Raw genomic sequence first — 16066 nt, 5'->3', positions numbered from 1 at the left:
TCACGCCATGCGGCTCACGGCATAGACCGCCGCCTGCACGCGCGAGGCGAGGTTCAGCTTGCGCAGGATGTGCTGCACGTGAATCTTGACCGTGGTCTCGGCGATGCCGAGGGCGCGCGCGATGACCTTGTTGCTGGCGCCGCGCGTGATGTGGGTGAGGATTTCCTGCTCGCGCGGCGAGAGGCTTTCGATGGGCTCCGCAGGCGCATTGGCCTGGGGTTGCTGCGGTGCAGGCGGGCTGCCCTGGATGGCGCGGAAGGCGGTGACGAGCTTGCCGGTCATCTCGGGGCTGATGGCGGATTCGCCGTCCATCGCGCGCACGATGGCGCTGGCCATCACGTCGCTGTCCACGGTCTTCAGCAGGTAGCCTTGCGCGCCGCCGCGCAGGGCGGCGGCGAGGTCGTTCTCGTCCTCGCTCACCGTGAGCATGAGGATGCGAGCGCCGGGCGCAGCCTGCCTGAGACCCGCGAGCGCATCCACGCCCTTGACGCCGGGCAGGTGGTTGTCGAGCAGGATGATGTCGGGCTGGGTCTCGGCGGCGCGGCGTAGGGCTTCGCCGACGTCGCCCGCTTCGGCGACCACGCGAAAGCGCGGGTCCGCTTCGAGCAGCGCGATCACGCCGCGACGGAACAGGGTGTGGTCATCGACCACGAGAAGGCGGATGGGCGTCGCGGTGCTGTCGTGATCCATGGGGTTGTGGTGGTCGGGGGCCGCTTCAGGCGCGGGCCGGAGCGACGGCGCTGCGGCGCGGGCCCGACCTGCCGTTCGCCGGATCGAAGCGCTTGCCGCGCAGATGCAGCGCGAGCGCGGCGTCCATGGTCTGGACGTGCTTGTGGTACCAGTCCCGCAGCTGCCGGGCCATCTGTCGCACGTGGAGCAGACGGCCTTCCCCGGCCTGCGTGATGCTGTCGCGCATCACTTCGAGCACCACGCGGTGCTGGATCTGGTGGTCCTTGCGAGCGGCGTAGCAGGTGTCGTTCATCCAGCGGTCTTCACTGGCGAAGCCTTGGGCGGTGCACTCGACCAGATCGCGCCATGCGGCCGGCAGATGCGCGTCGTCGGCCTCGTCGACGATCGCGAGCAGGCGCATGAGATGCTCGTGCGCCTCGTCCATGAACGGCAGGTCGAGAGAGAGCGAGTCGAAGCGAAACGGATTCGTCATCGGGGCCTCCTTGATGGAAAGCCCCCAGCCTATCGACGACGGGCCGGTCTTTCGTTGACCGCGCGCAATGATCGCGCGACCCCGGCGCGCTGCCGGCGCGTCAGCGCGCCGCGATGGCGGTGCCGTCGGGCAGTTCGATCTTGACCTCGAGCACTTCGAGGTCGTCCTGCTTTTCGAGGTTGACCTTGATGTCCTCGGCCTTGATCGACACGTACTTGGAGATCACCGCGATCAGCTCGCGCTGAAGCTCCGGCAGATAGTCGGGCCGCTTGCCGCCCAGGCTGCTGCGCTCGTGCGCGAGGATGATCTGCAGCCGTTCCTTGGCGACACTGGCCGTCTTCTTCTTTTCGCCCAGCAGAAAGGAGAGAAGGGACATGCGTTACCTCGCCCCGAAGATTCGTTTGAAGAAGCCGGGCTTCTCGGCATCGACGAAGCGCATCGGCCGGTCCTCGCCGAGGAAGCGCGCCACCACGTCGCTGTAGGCCTGGGCCACGTCGGTGTCCTTGTCGTGGATCGCGGGCACGCCCTGGTTGGAAGCCTGCAGCACGCTCTCGGACTCGGGGATCACGCCGATGAGCTTGATGCGCAGGATGTCCTGGATGTCTTCCAGCGACAGCATCTGTCCGCCCGCCACGCGGTTGGGGTTGTAGCGGGTGATCAGCAGGTGCTCCTTGATCGGCTCGCCGCCTTCCTTGGCGCGCTTGGTCTTGGAGCTGAGCATGCCCAGGATGCGGTCGGAGTCGCGCACCGAGGACACCTCGGGGTTGGTCACGATGAGCGCCTCGTCGGCGAAGTGCATGGCCATCAGTGCGCCGACCTCGATGCCGGCGGGCGAGTCGCACACGATGTACTCGAAGCCCTGGTCGGCCAGCTCCTTGAGGATCTTCTCGACGCCGTCCTGCGTCAGCGCGTCCTTGTCGCGCGTCTGCGAGGCGGCCAGCACGTAGAGGTTCTCGCAGTGCTTGTCCTTGATGAGCGCCTGGCTCAGGTTGGCCTCGCCCTGGATCACGTTGATCAGGTCGAACACCACGCGGCGCTCGCAGCCCATGATGAGGTCGAGGTTGCGCAGGCCGACGTCGAAATCGATCACCGCCGTCTTCTTGCCAGCCAGCGCGAGGCCGGACGCGAAGCTCGCGCTCGTGGTCGTCTTGCCGACGCCGCCCTTGCCCGAGGTCACCACCACAATTTTGGCCATTGCCACATTCCTCTTTCGTTCGTTTCAGTTGTTCGGTTCGTCACCGCAGTCTCATTCGATCGGCTGGATCACGATCTTCTTGCCGTCCTCCAGCGAGATCTGCGCCGCCTTGCCCGCGACCTCGGCGGGCAGCGCGACCTCGGACGTTCGGTAGATGCCCGCGATGGCGACGAGCTGCGCCTCCAGGCAGGTCGTGAAGATGCGCGCCTCGGTGTTGCCGCGCGCACCGGCGATCGCCTTGCCGCGCAGCGGTGCGTACACATGGACGTTGCCGTCCGCGATCACCTCGGCGCCGAAGCTCACGATGGCGGTCACGATGACGTCGCCGCCGCGCGCATACACCTGCTGGCCCGAGCGCAGCGGCTTGTCGATGACCAGCGTGCCGTTGGCCGGCACCGGCACTTCGCGCACGATCTGCGGCGCCTCGCTCGGCGGTTCGGCGGGCGGTTCGGCGGGCGGGGCTGCCGGCTTGGGCGCGGGTGCGGCGGGCATCGAGGTGACCGACAGGCCGGCGGCACGCGCCGCAACGTTCTGCGCGTCGGTGCCGCCGCGCACCGCCACGGGCTGCGTCTGGTGGCGCGCGAGCATGCCGCGCAGCCGGGGAAGTCGATGTCGGCCTCCGCGTCGTCGTCCTGCAGCTGCGAGAGATCGATGACCACCGGCTCCTGTTCGAAGAAGTCGGGGGAATCGGCGAGTTGGGCGTCGAGCGCGTCAGCGAGCAGGTCGAGATCGGCGGTGCGGAGAATGACCGCGATCAGCGGCATCGTTGCGCTCTTGAACTCGAATAGCGTCTTGGTGCGCGCGGCGGATGCGTCGGCCATGGAAAACGTAGGTGCGAAAAGCGTTGGAGTCTAACGGGAGTGGCTTCCGTGCCATGAAACCGGCGCGTCGCTATCACCTGACACAACACCTCTTGCACCAGGTTTCATTTCAATCCTCGGAGCGGTTGAGCAGCGCGTAGAGCAGGATCGCGCCGAAGGTGGCCGTCCCGATGCCGCCGAGCGCGAACTGTCCGAACTTGAGCGTGAAATCGCCGGTGCCGAGGATCAGCGTGATCGCCGCGGTGATGAGGTTCTTGTTCTTGGAGAAGTCGACCCGGTTGTCGACCCAGATCTTGGCGCCCGACACCGCGATCAGGCCGAACACCACGATGCTCACGCCGCCCATCACCGCCAGCGGGATCGCCTGCACCAGCGCGCCGAACTTCGGGCTGAAGCCCAGCACCAGCGCGATCAGCGCGGCGACGACGAAGATCGCGGTCGAATAGATCTTGGTGGCCGCCATGACGCCGATGTTCTCTGCGTAGGTGGTCACGCCGGTACCGCCCAGGGCGCCGCTCACCATCGTCGCCACGCCGTCGCCGATGAAGGCGCGGCCGAGGTACGGGTTGAGGTCGCGCCCGGTCATCGCGCCCACGGCCTTGATGTGGCCGAGGTTTTCCGCCACCAGGATGACCGCCACCGGCGCGATCAGCAGCATCGCGTTCACGTCGAACACCGGCGACGAGAAGGTCGGCAGGCCGAACCACGCCGCTTGTGCGAGTGGTGCGAGATCGATCGGCTTGCCCATGCCGAGGCCGTTGGTCAGGAGCGCGTAGATGATGCTCGCCACGATCAGGCCCATGAGGATCAGCAGCCGCTGCATCATCCCGCGCGCGTAGACCGCGATCAGGCCCACGCTCAGGAAGGTCACGAGCTGCATCCAGGTGTCGAAGCCGGTCGGCGCCATGTTCTTGATCGGCACGCTCGCGAGGTTGAGCCCGATCACCGCCACCACCGCGCCGGTGACCACCGGCGGCATCAGTCGCTCGATCCAGTGCACCGCCACGTCGTTCTCGACCTCCTCGACCTCCATGCCTTCGAGGCCCTTGACTGGCGCGCGCCGGGTCCGCCGCTCGTTGGTGAGCGCCACCACGACGCCGATCAGCACATAGACCAGCCCGCACACGATGATCCCGCCGAGCGCGACGCCGAGGTGGGTGTTCGGCCCCGAGCCCGAGTAGCCGGTGGCCGCGATCACCACGCCGATGAAGGCGAAGCTCGACCCCAGGTAGCTCGGCACCCGCCCGCCGGTGATGAGGAAGAACAGCAGCGTGCCGATGCCGCTCATGAGGATCGCCACATTGGGGTTGAACCCCATGAGGATCGGCGCCAGCACCGTGGCGCCGAACATCGCGATCACGTGCTGCACGCCCATCGCGGCGGTCTGCGGCCAGGGCAGGCGCTGATCGGGTGTGACGACGGCGCCGGCGGTGGTCGACACCTTCTGCCAGCGGGGAAAGTAGGACTCGCTCATGGTGATCTCCTCATCGGTTCGTTTGTTGTTGTTCCCAGGAAGCGGGTGGTGGGTGCGCGGACCCGCCGGGGCGCTCAGTCCCCGCGCGGCGCCAGCACGGCCATCGTGATGCGCGAGACGCAGGTCAGCTCGCCCGCGTCGTTGGTGAGATCGATCTGCCAGACCTGCGTGGTGCGGCCCCGGTGCACGGGCCGTGCAACGCCGGTGACCCAGCCTGAATTCGCGGACTTGAGGTGGTTTGCGTTGATGTCCAGCCCCACCGCGCGGTGACCCTCGGGCGCCGAATAGTGTGCGCCGCAGGAGCCCAGCGTTTCGGCCAGCACCACCGAGACGCCGCCGTGCAGGATGCCGTAGGGCTGCACCGTGCGCTTGTCCACCGGCACGCGCGCCCGGATGAAGTCGTCCCCGATCTCCAGAAACTCGATCCCGAGGTTGGCGACCGCCGTGTCGATGTGGCTCCGGGTCAATTCCTCGACCGAGATTTCTTTTTTCCAGATGCGCATGGGGAACTTTCTCCAGATTTCGGGCTGCGCAGACTATAGCGACCGGCGCCGAAAACTTTACGCGCGCTAGACAATGCCGAAGCGGCCGGCATGCCAAGCTTCGCGTCCCCCGTCCTTTCCGGCCCAGTCCCCCGAGGTGTCACGCCATGCACGTCAGCTATTCGGTCTTCACGGAAACGCGCTTCTGGGTGATGGTGGCGGTGTCGGTCGTGCTGCCGTTCTCCATCTATGGCGTGCTGATCGCCAAGCGCGCGATCTCGCGCTTCACGGTGCTGGTGCTCGGGTTCACGCTGGTCGCCATCGCGGGGATCGATGTCTTTTTCCTTCAGCGGCTGGCCACCCTTGCGAACGCGACCCCCTCACTCGCGGACAACGTGTTCTTCGTCTCGGAAGTGCGGGTGGCGCTCTACCTGTTGCCCGCGCTGTTCGCGGGCCTTGGCATCAACGTGATCTCGCATGTCCTGACCACCCATCTGACCGCCGCGGAAAAGCGCTTCAACGAAGAGCACGCGGGGCCGGCGACCGACCCGGAGCGCTAGCGGCTCAGAACGACTCCCAGTCGCCGCCGGCTGCCACGGCCGCGACGGCCGGCTTCTGCACCGGCGCCGCGGGCTTCTTCGCGACCGCTGCGGCCTTGGCTGTGACCGCGCGCTGCGCGACGGCCACCGGGCGGTGGCCCTGGCCGTCCAGCTTGAAGACGCCCACCACCTGCGAGAGGCTCCCGGCCTGCTCCTGAAGCGAAGCGGCGGCTGCGGCGGCTTCCTCGACCAGCGCGGCGTTCTGCTGGGTCACCTGGTCCATCTGCGTGATGGCCTGGTTGATCTGCTCGATGCCCGAGGTCTGCTCCTGGCTCGCCGCGGTGATTTCACCCATGATGTCCGTCACGCGCTTCACGCTGTCGACGATTTCGTCCATCGTGCGGCCCGCTTCGGCCACCTGCTTGCTGCCTTCCTCGACCTTGTCGACCGAGTCGCCGATCAGGGTCTTGATTTCCTTGGCGGCCGCCGCAGAGCGTTGCGCCAGGTTGCGCACTTCCGAGGCGACCACCGCGAAGCCTCGGCCCTGCTCGCCGGCACGCGCCGCTTCCACCGCCGCGTTCAGCGCGAGGATGTTGGTCTGGAACGCGATGCCGTCGATCACACCGATGATGTCCACGATCTTGCGCGAGGACGCATTGATCGAGCCCATCGTGTCCACGACCTGGCTCACCACGCTGCCGCCGCGCACGGCGACTTCCGACGCCGACACCGCCAGCTGGTTGGCCTGCCGCGCGTTGTCCGCGTTCTGCTTGACCGTGCTGGTGAGCTCTTCCATCGAAGCGGCGGTCTCTTCGAGCGAGCTCGCCTGCTCTTCGGTGCGCGAGGACAGGTCCTGGTTGCCCGATGCGATCTGCGAGCTGGCCGTGGACACATTCACCACCACGCCCTGCACCTGATGCAGCGACGCGTGCAACGCGGTGCGCATCTGGTCGAGCGCGCGCAGCAGCTTGCCGGTTTCATCGTCGGCATAGCTCGTCTGCGGCGTGCCGGTCAGGTCCATTTCCGCGATGGCCTGGGCCATCGATTCGGCGCGGCGCAGCGGGCGCGTGATGCTGCGCGCGAGGAACCATGCCATCGCGCCGCCCAACGCCAGCGAGAGGGCGGTGCAGATCATCAGCAGCATGCTGGTCTGCGCACGCAGGGCCTGTCCGCGCTCGGCGGCGGCGTCGAGCTCGGCGCGCTGCAGGTCCACCATCTTCTGCACGCCGGCAAGGTAGTCGACCGAGGTCGGTTCGAAGCGCGCGGTGAACACGCGGTTCGCGCCTTCGAGGTCCCCCGCGAGCTTGAGCTTGCCGACCTCCTCGCGCGCGGCGAGGTAGACCTTGCGCAGCTCGCCCACCTTCTCGAACAGTGCGCGCTCTTCCGGCTTGACCATCTGGCTCTCGATGAACTTCTGCAGTTCGTTCGTATCCTTGATGGCTGCCGCGGTCGCCGGCGCAAAGTAGGCGATCAGGCTCGGGTCGCTGCTCTTGGCGATGGCGGCCGCGCGCTGCACGCCAGAGTGCGTGTGGCGCAGCCACTCGGAGCCGGCGCGCTCGGTCTTCACGTTGTCGTTGACCATGCGGTCGATTTCCTCGCCCAGCCGGTGCAGCTTCAGCACCGCGAACACGCTGCCGGCGAGGAAGAGGGCAAGGATGGCGCCAAGCACGAGGGCGAGACGTCGGCCGATCGATATGTTGCTCAAGGACATGGTCGTGATTCCGGAAGATGCGAAGGAATGTGCGCAGGCTGCGCACTCGTCACTCGCATATCGGCCGGAATCCGCGGAACTTGAGGAGGCATGACGTTCGGTCGAATCTCCTCAATCTTTCGGGCCGGCGGCCGATATCAAGGCTGGTTCTCCAGGGATCTTCTCGCCAAAGATCATTCGGGCCCGCCGCGTGCGGGCCTTTTTTGGCGAGCCTGGCCGGCCGCTCAGACGCGCCATTCCACGCCGGCGTAGCGGCGAGCTTCGGTCTGCCGGGCCGCGCGGCCCTGGCGGAAAAAGGTCGCCCAGTCGCTGCGCTGGCGCGCGGCTTCGAGCTCGACCGGATCGCCGTCCACGCTGACCAGCTTGAGCGCATCCTCGTCTGCCAGCGCGCTGAGGGTCTGGAGGAAGCGGATCTGGCAGTCGCCCACGCCGATCGCATCGCCGTTGCGCAGCGTGCTTTCGCGCACGCGCGCCTGGTTCACGAAGGTGCCGTTGCGGCTTGCCATGTCGAGCACGACGAAGCGGCCGCCCATCCAGCGGATCGCCGCGTGGTGGCGGCTCACGCCGAGGCTGTCGATGTGCACCCCGCAGGCGGGATCGCGGCCGATCGTCGTGATCGGTCCCTTGAGATTGACTTGCCGCACGCTGCCGTGCCGCGTCAGGACGATGAGTCTGGACATGTGCTTCTCGCTGTAAGTGGTTGAACGTGGAGTGCTTTTCGGCGCGTCCAGCCCTTTTTGAAGCGTCCCGGCGCGGGCGCGAGGTAACTTTTTCGCAATCCGCGCCGGTAACATGCGCCGGCAACAGGAGCGAACATGATCGGAAGATTCCTTGCCTTGGCCCTGGCCGTCGTGCTGAGCGCTTGCGCGAGCACCGCGACCGTCAAGACCGACTTCGACCCGAATGCGCGATTCGGCAGCGATCGCACCTACAGCTGGATCTCGGGCGACGATGGCGGCGAACTGTTGCCGCAGACCATCGTCTCGGGCATCGATTCGCGACTGCAGGCCCGGGGCTGGAAGCGGGTGCCCGAGAACGGCGAGATCCATGTGTTTGCCCACGTCACCCGCGTGAAGGGCCAGACCTTCAACAACTTCTACACCGGCCTCGGCCACGACCTCAACCGGATCGGCATCGGCAGCAACTGGCCGGGCTACGTGACCCTGTCCACCGACGACTACGAGAAAGGCACGCTGCTGGTCGACATGTTCGATGCCGGCACCCGGCGCGCGATCTGGCGCGGCAGCGCGAGCGGCGTGCTGCCCGACGATCCTTCGCGGGTGGATGCGCGTGTGCAGGCCGCGCTCGACAGGCTGTTCGCCGGCTTCCCGCCCGGCGGCGCGTCCGCGCGCACGCGCTGACGAGACCGCGCGAATGATGCGCCGCCGTGGGCTACGGCCCGCGAATCAATCCACGCGCACCACGCCCGCGTCGGGCGCTTCGACATGCAGGCGTGCCACTTCGTCCGCACGCCGCGCGAGCACCGCGCGCTGGTTGATGTAGCCCTTGTCGGTGATCTCGCCGGCGTCGATGTCCGGCGGGGCGCTCAGCACGACCGCACGCACCGGGCACTGCGACGAGCCCGCGCCCGCGTCGCGCAACTCGCGCATCACGCGCTGCAACGCTGCATGCAGTTCCTCGCGCGGCCGCGATGCCGCCTGCGGGCTCGGGAACACCAGCATGCCGATCTCCGCGCGGTCGTGTCCGGTGATCACGATGTCCTGCGCCAGCGGCGCGAGGCGCGACACCAGCTCCACCCGCAGCGTGCCCACCGACACCCAGGTGCCGCTGGACAGCTTGAAGTCTTCCGCCACCCGGCCGTTGAACATCACGCCGCGCTCGGGACGCTCGGTGTGCACCAGATAGCCCGCGTCGCCGATGCGGTAGTAGCCCTCTTCGTCGAAAGCCTCGGAGGTTTCGCGCGGCGCATTGCGGTAGCCGGGGAAGACCGATACGCCCTTCACCCGCATCTCCAGCTTGTCGCCGTTGGGCACCAGCTTGAGCTCCAGCCCCGGCAGGGGCGCCCCGATGCAGCCCGCGCCGTCGAGGCGCCAGTGCGCGGAAGTGATCGCGGGCGACGTCTCCGTCGCGCCCCAGGACGTCGTGAGCCACAATGGCCGCGTCGGCCTTGCGCGCCGCGCCACGGCCTCGAGCCGCTGCCACGTCGACGGCGCCAGCGCCGCCGCCGCATAGAAGACCAGCCGCAGGCGCGAGAGCACCTCCGACGCCAGTGCGGCATCGGCCTCGAGGAAAGGCAGCAGCATGTCGTAGCCGCGCGGCACGTTGAACATCAGCGTGGGCCGCACCTCGCGCAGGTTGCGCACCGTCTTCTCGATCAGCCCGGGCGCCGGCCGGCCTTCGTCGATGTAGAGGGAGCCGCCGTGGCAGAGCACCATGTTGAGGTTGTGGTTCGCGCCGAAGGTGTGGCTCCACGGCAGCCAGTCGACCAGCACCGGCTTCTCCCGGTCGAGGAAGCGCCGGTCTGCGCCATCATCTGCTGGTTCGCGCACAGCATGCGGTGGGTGTTGATCACCACCTTCGGCTTGCCGGTCGAGCCCGAGGTCAGCAGGTACTTGGCATGGTCGTCCGGCAGGATCGCGTCGAAGGCCTGCATCACCGCCGGCGTTTCCTCGGTCTGCAGAAGCCGCTCGAATGGCATCGCGCCCGGATGCGCGTCGGCGTGGCGGCTGAAGACCGTCGCGGCCTCCACGCCGGAGCCCGCGAGCGAGGGCCCGTACACCTTCGCGTCGGATGCGTAGATCAGCGCAGGACCGAGCGCGCGCAGCATGCCGTGCAGCCGCGAAGGATCCTTCGCCATGCGCGAATACGCGCTCGACAGCGAGCACACGGTGCGCCCGACGTGCATCGTCGCGAGCATCAGCACCGCATGGTCGATCGCGTTGTCCGACAGGATCACCACCGGCCGGTCCTTCGGAACGCCCACGTGCAGCAGCCCTTGCGCGACGGCGCCCACGGCGCGGCGCAGCTCGCTGTAGCTCAGCGTGCGCCAGCCTTCGTCGCGCTCATCGCGCTCGGCGAGTGCGAGCGCATCGGGCGTCTCGTGTGCCCAGCGTTCCAGCCATTCGCCGATGCAGCGCGCATAGGGCCTGAGCGCCACGGGCGAGCGCAGGATGAACGAGCCGTCGTCCAGATCGATGCGCACCGTGCGCTGGGGTGCGATCTGGCTTTCGTCTTCGAAGAAGGCGGGGGTGGCCATGTCTTGTCTCCTCGGCGGTCGATGCCGCATCGGTTGTTATTCGAGTGTGCCGGTCGAAGCCTTGGCGCGGATCAGGTTCATCAGCAGGGTGTCGCGTGCGGCTTCCAGGTCGGCAGTGCGTCTTGGGCCGAGTTCGTCCGCCACACCCGCCGTGACGGCCTTCTTGAGCTCGGGCGTCATCGACGGTGCGCCGAGGTCATGCCACCAGTCCTCGATCGGTCCGCCGAGATGGTCGAGCACATGCGCGATGCCGCCCGCGCCGCCCGAGAGATGCAGATTCATGAACGGGCCCATCACGGCCCAGCGCAGGCCCGGCCCGTGCGCGATCGCGGAATCGATGTCCGCGACCGAGGCCACGCCCTGGTCCACCAGATGGAAGGCTTCGCGCCACAGGGCGGCCTGGAGCCGGTTCGCGATGTGCCCCTTGACCTCGCGCCTCACGTGGATCGGCCGCTTGCCGATGGCCGCATAGAACGCCATCGTGCGCGCGATGGCGTCCGCCGAGGTGTGTGCGCCGCCCACCACTTCCACCAGCGGGATCAGGTGCGGTGGATTGAACGGATGGCCCAGCACCACGCGCTCCGGGTGCGTGCATTGCGCCTGCACGCCGCTGATCGCGAGCCCCGATGAGCTGGACGCGAGGATCACGTGCGGACGCGCCGCCGCATCCATGCGGCGGAACAGCTCGGCTTTGACGTCCATGCGCTCGGGGCCGTTCTCCTGCACGAAGTCCGCCGGCGCGACTGCATCTTCGAGTTGCGCGTGAAAGCGCAGCCGGTCGATCGATGCGCCCTCGGCCAGGCCGAAGCGCGCGAGCGTCGGCCAATGCTGCGCCACGGCGGCACGCAGCCGCTCCTCGGCGCCGGGCGACGGGTCCGTCGCATCCACGTCGAGCCCGCGCGCCAGGAAGTACGCGGTCCAGCTCGCGCCGATCACGCCCGTGGCGACGACCGCCACGCGCTTCACATCGCTTGTCGAGTTGCTCATCTTCTGCGTTCAGCGCGGTGCAAATTCCGGGCGCGGCAATCCGATGCGTGGCAGGCCCATCATCTCGCGCGCCTCGGCGGGCGTCGCGGGTTCCATGTCCATCTCGCGGATGATCCGCACGATGCGCTCGGTGAGCTGCAGGTTCGTTGCCAACTCGCCCTGCCGGTAATACAGGTTGTCCTCGAGCCCCACGCGCGCATGGCCGCCCAGCAGCAGTGCGCTGATGTTCGCTTCGAGCTGCGAAGGGCCGATGCCGCTCACGCAGAAGATCGCGCCCTTGGGCAGCGTGTCGACCATCATCTGCAGGTAGCGCGGCGAGAACGGCATCGCGTTCTGGAAGTTGCGATGCACGTTCATCACGAGGTTGATGAAATACGGCTCCTCGTCCAGCCCTTCGTTGATCAGCGTCGTCGTGTCCTGCAGGATGTGCGTGGGGCTGAACACCTCCCACTCGGGCTTGATGCCGCGCGCTTTCATGCCCATGGCCAGTTCGCGCCCCTTGGTGAGCGGCGTGTCCATCAGGATTTCCCGCCCCTCGAACGACAGGTTGAGCGTGGTCGCGTCCAGCGTGCACATCTCCGCGCCGGCGTCCATGCCCTTGATGCGCTCTTCCCAGGCGATCTCCCAGCGGTTGCCGGCAAGCGGCTTCACCATGTCGCCGTGCACGCCGCCGCCGGTCGAGTTGTTGATCACGATGTCGCAGCCCGCCTCGCGGATGCGGGTGTTGATCTCGCGGTAGACCGCGGCGTCGCAGGTCGCGCCGTCGTCGGGCCGCCGCGCGTGGATCGCGGCCACGCTCGCGCCGGCCTTCCAGCAGCGGATCACGTCTTCCGCGATCTCGGCGGGCTGTGTCGGCAGGTGGGGGTTCTGGGACTTGTGCGCCATGCCGCCGGTCGGGGCGATGGTCACGATCACTTTGCGCTTGGTCATGGGCTATCTCCTGTGGGACAGCGAGGTATTATTTTTGGCCGCCTTCGCCCTGACAGTCATCGCGATGACATTTCGGATCAGGGATAACGAGGCGCAGGAGCCCCCATGCGCAACAAGCCCGCAGCTCAGAGACAAGCGGCAAGCCTTTCCCTGACCATCCCGCGCCTGCTGGAGCGCTCCGGCTGGTTTCCGCAACTCGACCCGAAGGCGCAGGCGCGCGTGCTCGACGACATGCGCGAGCAGCCCGTGGCCGCCGGGGCGGCACTCTGCCGGCGCGGCGAGGTGCCGCTGCACTGGTACGGCACGCTCGAGGGCCTGCTCAAATGGTCGGTCACCTCGGACGACGGCCGCTCCGTCACCTTCGGCGGCCTCACGGTCGGCAGCTGGTTCGGCGAAGGCACGCTGCTGCGCGCGGTGCCGCGATCGGCGGACATCATCGCGCTGCGCGACAGCCGGGTGGCTGTCATGCCGCAGGACACCTTCGAGTGGCTGCACCGAACGCAGATGAGCTTCAACCACTTCCTGCTCGCGCAGATCAACGAGCGGCTGCACTGGTTCATGGGGAACTACGCGGCGCACCGCCTGCTCGATGCCGACAGCCAGGTGGCCCGCGCCCTGGCGGGACTCTTCCACCCGTGGCTCCATCCGCTCGGGCAGAAGCACCTGGAGACGTCGCAGGAGGAGATCGCGGCGCTGTCCGGACTCTCGCGGCAGCGCTGCAACGCGGCGCTCAAGCGCCTCGCCGATGCGGGCCTGCTGCGCATCGAGTACGGCGGCATCACCGTGATCGACGTTGAGGGCCTGCGCGGATTCGGCGATCGCATCTAGCGCTCAGAGGCAAACGTACGCCGGGCACGCCCCCTCGGGAAAGAGCTCCAGGTTCAGCGTCGTCCCCGGGTTGATCACCAGCCCCATGCCCGGCGGCAGCGCCCGCAGCACGTCGATGCCCTTCATCACGATGGCGTGCGGCGCCACGGAGGCGAAGTCGCCGATGCGGCACGGGTCGGTGAAGCAGGCCATCATCGTGTTCTGCTCCTTGAAGAGCAGCAGCGGGCGGAACGGCAGGCCGTGTTCGATCGGCACCGTCCTGCTGGCCACGATCAGGTCCGAGTCGGCGAATTCCTTCAGCAGGTCTTCCATCGTCAGCGACCCGCACCGTGCGTGCGACAGCACCACCTCCAGCGAGTTGTTGAGCTTCATCTCCGCGTTCCCGCGATGGGCCGTGGCCTCACTGGAAGGTGACGCGATCGGCGATGAGCACGCCGTTCACGACGCGATTGCCTTCGACCATCACGCGCACTTGGGCGCCGAGGTTCGCGGCGCTGCCGTTGACGAAGCTCACCCCCGGGCCGCTCGCGTCGATCGGCTGCCCCCTGATGCGGAAATCGGCGATCGACGTGAAGCTGGCGATCTGCCCGGTCAGGCTGAACGACGGCTGGCCGCCGGTGCCCGCCACCAGCCGGATCTTGAGCGTGCTCGCCTGCAGCACCCCGCTCGACACCACGCCGCCCACGATCACCTCGACGCCGTTGCCCACCGACCGGGCCGGCCCGCCGGACACCTTCGCGGCCGACGCATCGACCGGCACGCCCAGCACGCGCAGCGAGCCGAGCCCGGCAAAGTCGGTCACCGCGCCGGCTATCTGCAACGGCGTGCCGGCGGCGGTCGGCGCGGGATACCACCCGTCTACCGCGCTCGCCACCAGCAAGCCTGCGCCGACCGCATTGGCGCGCACCCGCACCAGCACGCCATTGGCGAACGCCAGAACGCCGCTTGCGCCTCTGACAGTGGCCTGCCCGTAGTCGATCACATAGCCGCCGATGCTGAAGCGCCGCGCCGGGGCATCGAGGTTCTGCACCATGCCGCTCAGGATCGGCGTGCCGCTCGCATGCACTTCCACCCGCGTCGCGCGCAGGCTGCCCGGCCCGGAAGGAAGGCCCCACACCTGCAGCGTAGCGCCCGTGGCGACATCCGCGATGCCGGGCGCGTCGGCCCACACCGTGGCATCGTCGGTCGTCACCGTCGTGCCGAGGATCGTGAAGCGGGCCTGCTGTGCGTCGACCGCGCCCACCGGCCCGCGCAGGTCGATGGCCGATTCGACGCGCATCGCGCTGCCGGTCGTGAGGTCGGTGTCGAACGGCCCGATCACCTTCGCCGTCATGCCGAGCTGCAGGCCCGGCACATCGTCGAGCGCCACCACCGCGCCGCTGGTGTTGTAGCGCACGCCGTTGACCAGGATGCTGCCCGCGCCATCCACCGAGCCGATGCCGGTCGCATCTGCCGTGCTGACCCCCGTGCCGCCAGAGCCGACGCCGGAGCCGTCGTCGCCCCCGGCCACGGAAGTGCCGCCGCCGGCGCCCGTCGCGCCCGGCCCGCTGCCGCCGCCCGCCGGCGACATCGTCCTGTCCAGCAGCGACTGTTGCGATGTCGCGTTGCCGTCCGGCGCACCCGCGGCGCCCGCAGCGGAGCCTCCGGTGGCGACCGGCATCCCGACGCCACCACCGCCGCCACAGGAAACCAGCACCCCCATCGCCAGTGCCAGGCAGACATCGCGCAAACTGGTCTTCGTCATGGTCGTCCTTCCTTGGACGGAGCAGACGCCTCCGCGGCGGCGCCGGAAGCCGGCGCGGATTCCTTTTCGAAGTAGGCGTAGATGCCGACGCGCATCCGCGCCGACGCGGACTTCGGTGCTTCCGTGAAAGCATCCGTCAGCTCTTGCGCGAGCTCGTGATGAAGCGCGTTCCATCGTGTGCGCGCGATCCGATGGATGCGCTCGCAGTCCTCCGGCGCGATCCCCTTCGCGAACACCGAACGCTCCAGGAACGCGGGCTGGTCGCCCAGCGTGTTCGACACCGCGGCAAGCAGGTGATCGCGCGTGTTGTCGCCCAGAAAGGCCAGCATGCTGCGCATGTCCTGCGCGGGCACGAAACCGTCGGCATCGAGTTCAGCGAAGCCGTCACCGCTCTCCGTCACCATGCCGAGCCGCACCAGCTCGTCGAGCACCGCGCGATGGTGCACGTTGCCATGGCTTGCCTTGTGCGCGACTGCTTCGAACGACGGTCCGCGCGCGACCGCATTGATGGGCAGCCTCCTCCGAGAAGGATCGTCCGTGCACATGTGCAGCCACAGCGTCACGGTCTTCGCGGGCGCGGACATCTCGGAATAGGGAAGGTGCTCGACCGTCTCGCGCACGATCGATGTCACGACCTTGCGATTGAGACCGGTGGACAGCGAGATCTGGCTGAGGTTCGGCTCGCCGCCGTTGTCGCGCCAGGTGCGTTGCGCTTCCTCGACCAGGAGGCCGCGCAGGATCTGGTCGAGCTGCGCATGCTTGACGCCCATGCGCACCGCGAGGCGCACCAGCGGACGCATCACGCGCGTGCAGGCCGCAAGCACCCAGTCGAGCTGGCCCTCCGCCAGCTGCGCGAGCTTCGCGGAAGGCAGAGCACCTGCACGGCCTCTCGAGGTCCCGGTCGCGCTCACGGCTTCCTTTGTCATGCGGCCCACCATGTTGCGGCAAGTCGTTCTCCTGGCATTCGCGACACGGA

General features: G+C 68.0%; 16 protein-coding genes and 2 pseudogenes. 3 read left to right on the top strand and 15 right to left on the bottom strand.

Annotation, left to right across the window (positions count from 1 at the left end):
- The 7 genes and pseudogenes from ACQ858_RS21800 to ACQ858_RS21770 form a co-directional block, all read right to left on the bottom strand.
- Positions 1–690 (bottom strand): response regulator, encoded by a 690-nt coding sequence (locus ACQ858_RS21800; RefSeq protein ID WP_431274607.1) that lies wholly within the window; start codon positions 688–690, stop codon positions 1–3.
- Between the two features lie 25 nt (positions 691–715).
- Entirely contained in the window at positions 716–1162 is a 447-nt protein-coding gene (locus tag ACQ858_RS21795; RefSeq protein ID WP_431274606.1) for a bacteriohemerythrin, read from the bottom strand.
- Positions 1163–1262: 100 nt separating this feature from the next.
- A complete protein-coding gene (gene minE / locus ACQ858_RS21790) occupies positions 1263–1538 on the bottom strand; it encodes a cell division topological specificity factor MinE (protein WP_431274605.1) in 276 nt (91 codons plus the stop codon).
- Positions 1539–1541: 3 nt separating this feature from the next.
- The gene (gene minD / locus ACQ858_RS21785) at positions 1542–2357 is read right to left on the bottom strand and encodes a septum site-determining protein MinD (protein ID WP_431274604.1); all 816 of its coding nucleotides are present in this window, start codon (positions 2355–2357) and stop codon (positions 1542–1544) included.
- Positions 2358–2408: 51 nt separating this feature from the next.
- Positions 2409–3178, bottom strand: a pseudogene (minC, locus tag ACQ858_RS21780) (septum site-determining protein MinC).
- 109 nt (positions 3179–3287) lie between these two features.
- The gene (locus ACQ858_RS21775) at positions 3288–4652 is read right to left on the bottom strand and encodes a solute carrier family 23 protein (RefSeq protein WP_431274603.1); all 1365 of its coding nucleotides are present in this window, start codon (positions 4650–4652) and stop codon (positions 3288–3290) included.
- Between the two features lie 74 nt (positions 4653–4726).
- On the bottom strand, positions 4727–5155 hold the full coding sequence (locus tag ACQ858_RS21770; protein ID WP_431274602.1) for a hotdog fold thioesterase: 429 nt from the start codon (positions 5153–5155) through the stop codon (positions 4727–4729).
- Positions 5156–5301: 146 nt separating this feature from the next.
- Here ACQ858_RS21770 and ACQ858_RS21765 point away from each other — a divergent pair, with 146 nt between their 5' ends.
- Positions 5302–5694: a hypothetical protein gene (locus ACQ858_RS21765; RefSeq protein WP_431274601.1), complete on the top strand. Its 393-nt coding sequence runs from the start codon at positions 5302–5304 to the stop codon at positions 5692–5694.
- A 4-nt stretch (positions 5695–5698) separates the two neighbouring features.
- Here the strand turns inward: ACQ858_RS21765 and ACQ858_RS21760 are convergent, their stop codons facing one another.
- Positions 5699–7384, bottom strand: coding sequence for a methyl-accepting chemotaxis protein (locus tag ACQ858_RS21760; RefSeq protein WP_431274600.1), 1686 nt, complete (start codon positions 7382–7384; stop codon positions 5699–5701).
- A gap of 224 nt (positions 7385–7608) precedes the next feature.
- Positions 7609–8064 carry an FHA domain-containing protein gene (locus ACQ858_RS21755; protein ID WP_431274599.1) on the bottom strand — a complete coding sequence of 152 codons (456 nt, stop codon included), beginning with the start codon at positions 8062–8064 and terminating at the stop codon, positions 7609–7611.
- 135 nt (positions 8065–8199) lie between these two features.
- Here ACQ858_RS21755 and ACQ858_RS21750 point away from each other — a divergent pair, with 135 nt between their 5' ends.
- Entirely contained in the window at positions 8200–8745 is a 546-nt protein-coding gene (locus ACQ858_RS21750) for a DUF4136 domain-containing protein (protein WP_431274598.1), read from the top strand.
- Positions 8746–8790: 45 nt separating this feature from the next.
- Here ACQ858_RS21750 and ACQ858_RS21745 read toward each other — a convergent pair.
- The 3 genes and pseudogenes from ACQ858_RS21745 to ACQ858_RS21735 all read right to left on the bottom strand — a co-directional run bounded on the left by ACQ858_RS21745 (position 8791) and on the right by ACQ858_RS21735 (position 12518).
- Positions 8791–10601 (bottom strand): annotated as a pseudogene (locus ACQ858_RS21745) (feruloyl-CoA synthase).
- Between the two features lie 36 nt (positions 10602–10637).
- Positions 10638–11588 carry a 3-hydroxyacyl-CoA dehydrogenase NAD-binding domain-containing protein gene (locus ACQ858_RS21740; protein WP_431274597.1) on the bottom strand — a complete coding sequence of 317 codons (951 nt, stop codon included), beginning with the start codon at positions 11586–11588 and terminating at the stop codon, positions 10638–10640.
- A 9-nt stretch (positions 11589–11597) separates the two neighbouring features.
- Complete coding sequence (locus tag ACQ858_RS21735) at positions 11598–12518, bottom strand: 3-keto-5-aminohexanoate cleavage protein (RefSeq protein ID WP_431274596.1); 921 nt, start codon at positions 12516–12518, stop codon at positions 11598–11600.
- Positions 12519–12623: 105 nt separating this feature from the next.
- Here ACQ858_RS21735 and ACQ858_RS21730 point away from each other — a divergent pair, with 105 nt between their 5' ends.
- Complete coding sequence (locus ACQ858_RS21730; RefSeq protein ID WP_431274595.1) at positions 12624–13346, top strand: Crp/Fnr family transcriptional regulator; 723 nt, start codon at positions 12624–12626, stop codon at positions 13344–13346.
- Between the two features lie 3 nt (positions 13347–13349).
- Here ACQ858_RS21730 and ACQ858_RS21725 read toward each other — a convergent pair whose 3' ends face one another.
- The 3 genes from ACQ858_RS21725 to ACQ858_RS21715 are packed head-to-tail and all read right to left on the bottom strand — an operon-like array spanning position 13350 to position 16016.
- On the bottom strand, positions 13350–13718 hold the full coding sequence (locus tag ACQ858_RS21725; RefSeq protein ID WP_431274594.1) for an SseB family protein: 369 nt from the start codon (positions 13716–13718) through the stop codon (positions 13350–13352).
- A 28-nt stretch (positions 13719–13746) separates the two neighbouring features.
- Complete coding sequence (locus ACQ858_RS21720) at positions 13747–15090, bottom strand: DUF5666 domain-containing protein (protein ID WP_431274593.1); 1344 nt, start codon at positions 15088–15090, stop codon at positions 13747–13749.
- Positions 15087–16016, bottom strand: a complete 930-nt coding sequence (locus tag ACQ858_RS21715; protein ID WP_431274592.1) for a DUF6502 family protein — start codon at positions 16014–16016, stop codon at positions 15087–15089. The genes ACQ858_RS21720 and ACQ858_RS21715 overlap by 4 nt, the downstream gene beginning before the upstream one ends.
- Positions 16017–16066 lie beyond the last annotated feature (50 nt).

This window comes from Variovorax ureilyticus, assembly GCF_050632185.1.
Taxonomy (GTDB): Bacteria; Pseudomonadota; Gammaproteobacteria; order Burkholderiales; family Burkholderiaceae_C; genus Variovorax; species Variovorax ureilyticus_A.
Note: the sequence above shows the minus strand (reverse complement) of the source record. Positions and strands in the feature narration are given on the sequence as shown.

What these genes read in the sequence shown, in the direction of transcription:
- ACQ858_RS21720 (WP_431274593.1), bottom strand. Translation starts at nt 15,090, where the DNA reads ATGACGAAGACCAGTTTGCGCGATGTCTGCCTGGCACTGGCGATGGGG.
- ACQ858_RS21735 (WP_431274596.1), bottom strand. Translation starts at nt 12,518, where the DNA reads ATGACCAAGCGCAAAGTGATCGTGACCATCGCCCCGACCGGCGGCATG.
- minD (WP_431274604.1), bottom strand. Translation starts at nt 2,357, where the DNA reads ATGGCCAAAATTGTGGTGGTGACCTCGGGCAAGGGCGGCGTCGGCAAG.
- ACQ858_RS21740 (WP_431274597.1), bottom strand. Translation starts at nt 11,588, where the DNA reads ATGAGCAACTCGACAAGCGATGTGAAGCGCGTGGCGGTCGTCGCCACG.
- ACQ858_RS21750 (WP_431274598.1), top strand. Translation starts at nt 8,200, where the DNA reads ATGATCGGAAGATTCCTTGCCTTGGCCCTGGCCGTCGTGCTGAGCGCT.
- ACQ858_RS21795 (WP_431274606.1), bottom strand. Translation starts at nt 1,162, where the DNA reads ATGACGAATCCGTTTCGCTTCGACTCGCTCTCTCTCGACCTGCCGTTC.
- ACQ858_RS21760 (WP_431274600.1), bottom strand. Translation starts at nt 7,384, where the DNA reads ATGTCCTTGAGCAACATATCGATCGGCCGACGTCTCGCCCTCGTGCTT.
- ACQ858_RS21770 (WP_431274602.1), bottom strand. Translation starts at nt 5,155, where the DNA reads ATGCGCATCTGGAAAAAAGAAATCTCGGTCGAGGAATTGACCCGGAGC.
- ACQ858_RS21775 (WP_431274603.1), bottom strand. Translation starts at nt 4,652, where the DNA reads ATGAGCGAGTCCTACTTTCCCCGCTGGCAGAAGGTGTCGACCACCGCC.
- ACQ858_RS21755 (WP_431274599.1), bottom strand. Translation starts at nt 8,064, where the DNA reads ATGTCCAGACTCATCGTCCTGACGCGGCACGGCAGCGTGCGGCAAGTC.
- minE (WP_431274605.1), bottom strand. Translation starts at nt 1,538, where the DNA reads ATGTCCCTTCTCTCCTTTCTGCTGGGCGAAAAGAAGAAGACGGCCAGT.
- ACQ858_RS21715 (WP_431274592.1), bottom strand. Translation starts at nt 16,016, where the DNA reads ATGACAAAGGAAGCCGTGAGCGCGACCGGGACCTCGAGAGGCCGTGCA.
- ACQ858_RS21730 (WP_431274595.1), top strand. Translation starts at nt 12,624, where the DNA reads ATGCGCAACAAGCCCGCAGCTCAGAGACAAGCGGCAAGCCTTTCCCTG.
- ACQ858_RS21765 (WP_431274601.1), top strand. Translation starts at nt 5,302, where the DNA reads ATGCACGTCAGCTATTCGGTCTTCACGGAAACGCGCTTCTGGGTGATG.
- ACQ858_RS21800 (WP_431274607.1), bottom strand. Translation starts at nt 690, where the DNA reads ATGGATCACGACAGCACCGCGACGCCCATCCGCCTTCTCGTGGTCGAT.
- ACQ858_RS21725 (WP_431274594.1), bottom strand. Translation starts at nt 13,718, where the DNA reads ATGAAGCTCAACAACTCGCTGGAGGTGGTGCTGTCGCACGCACGGTGC.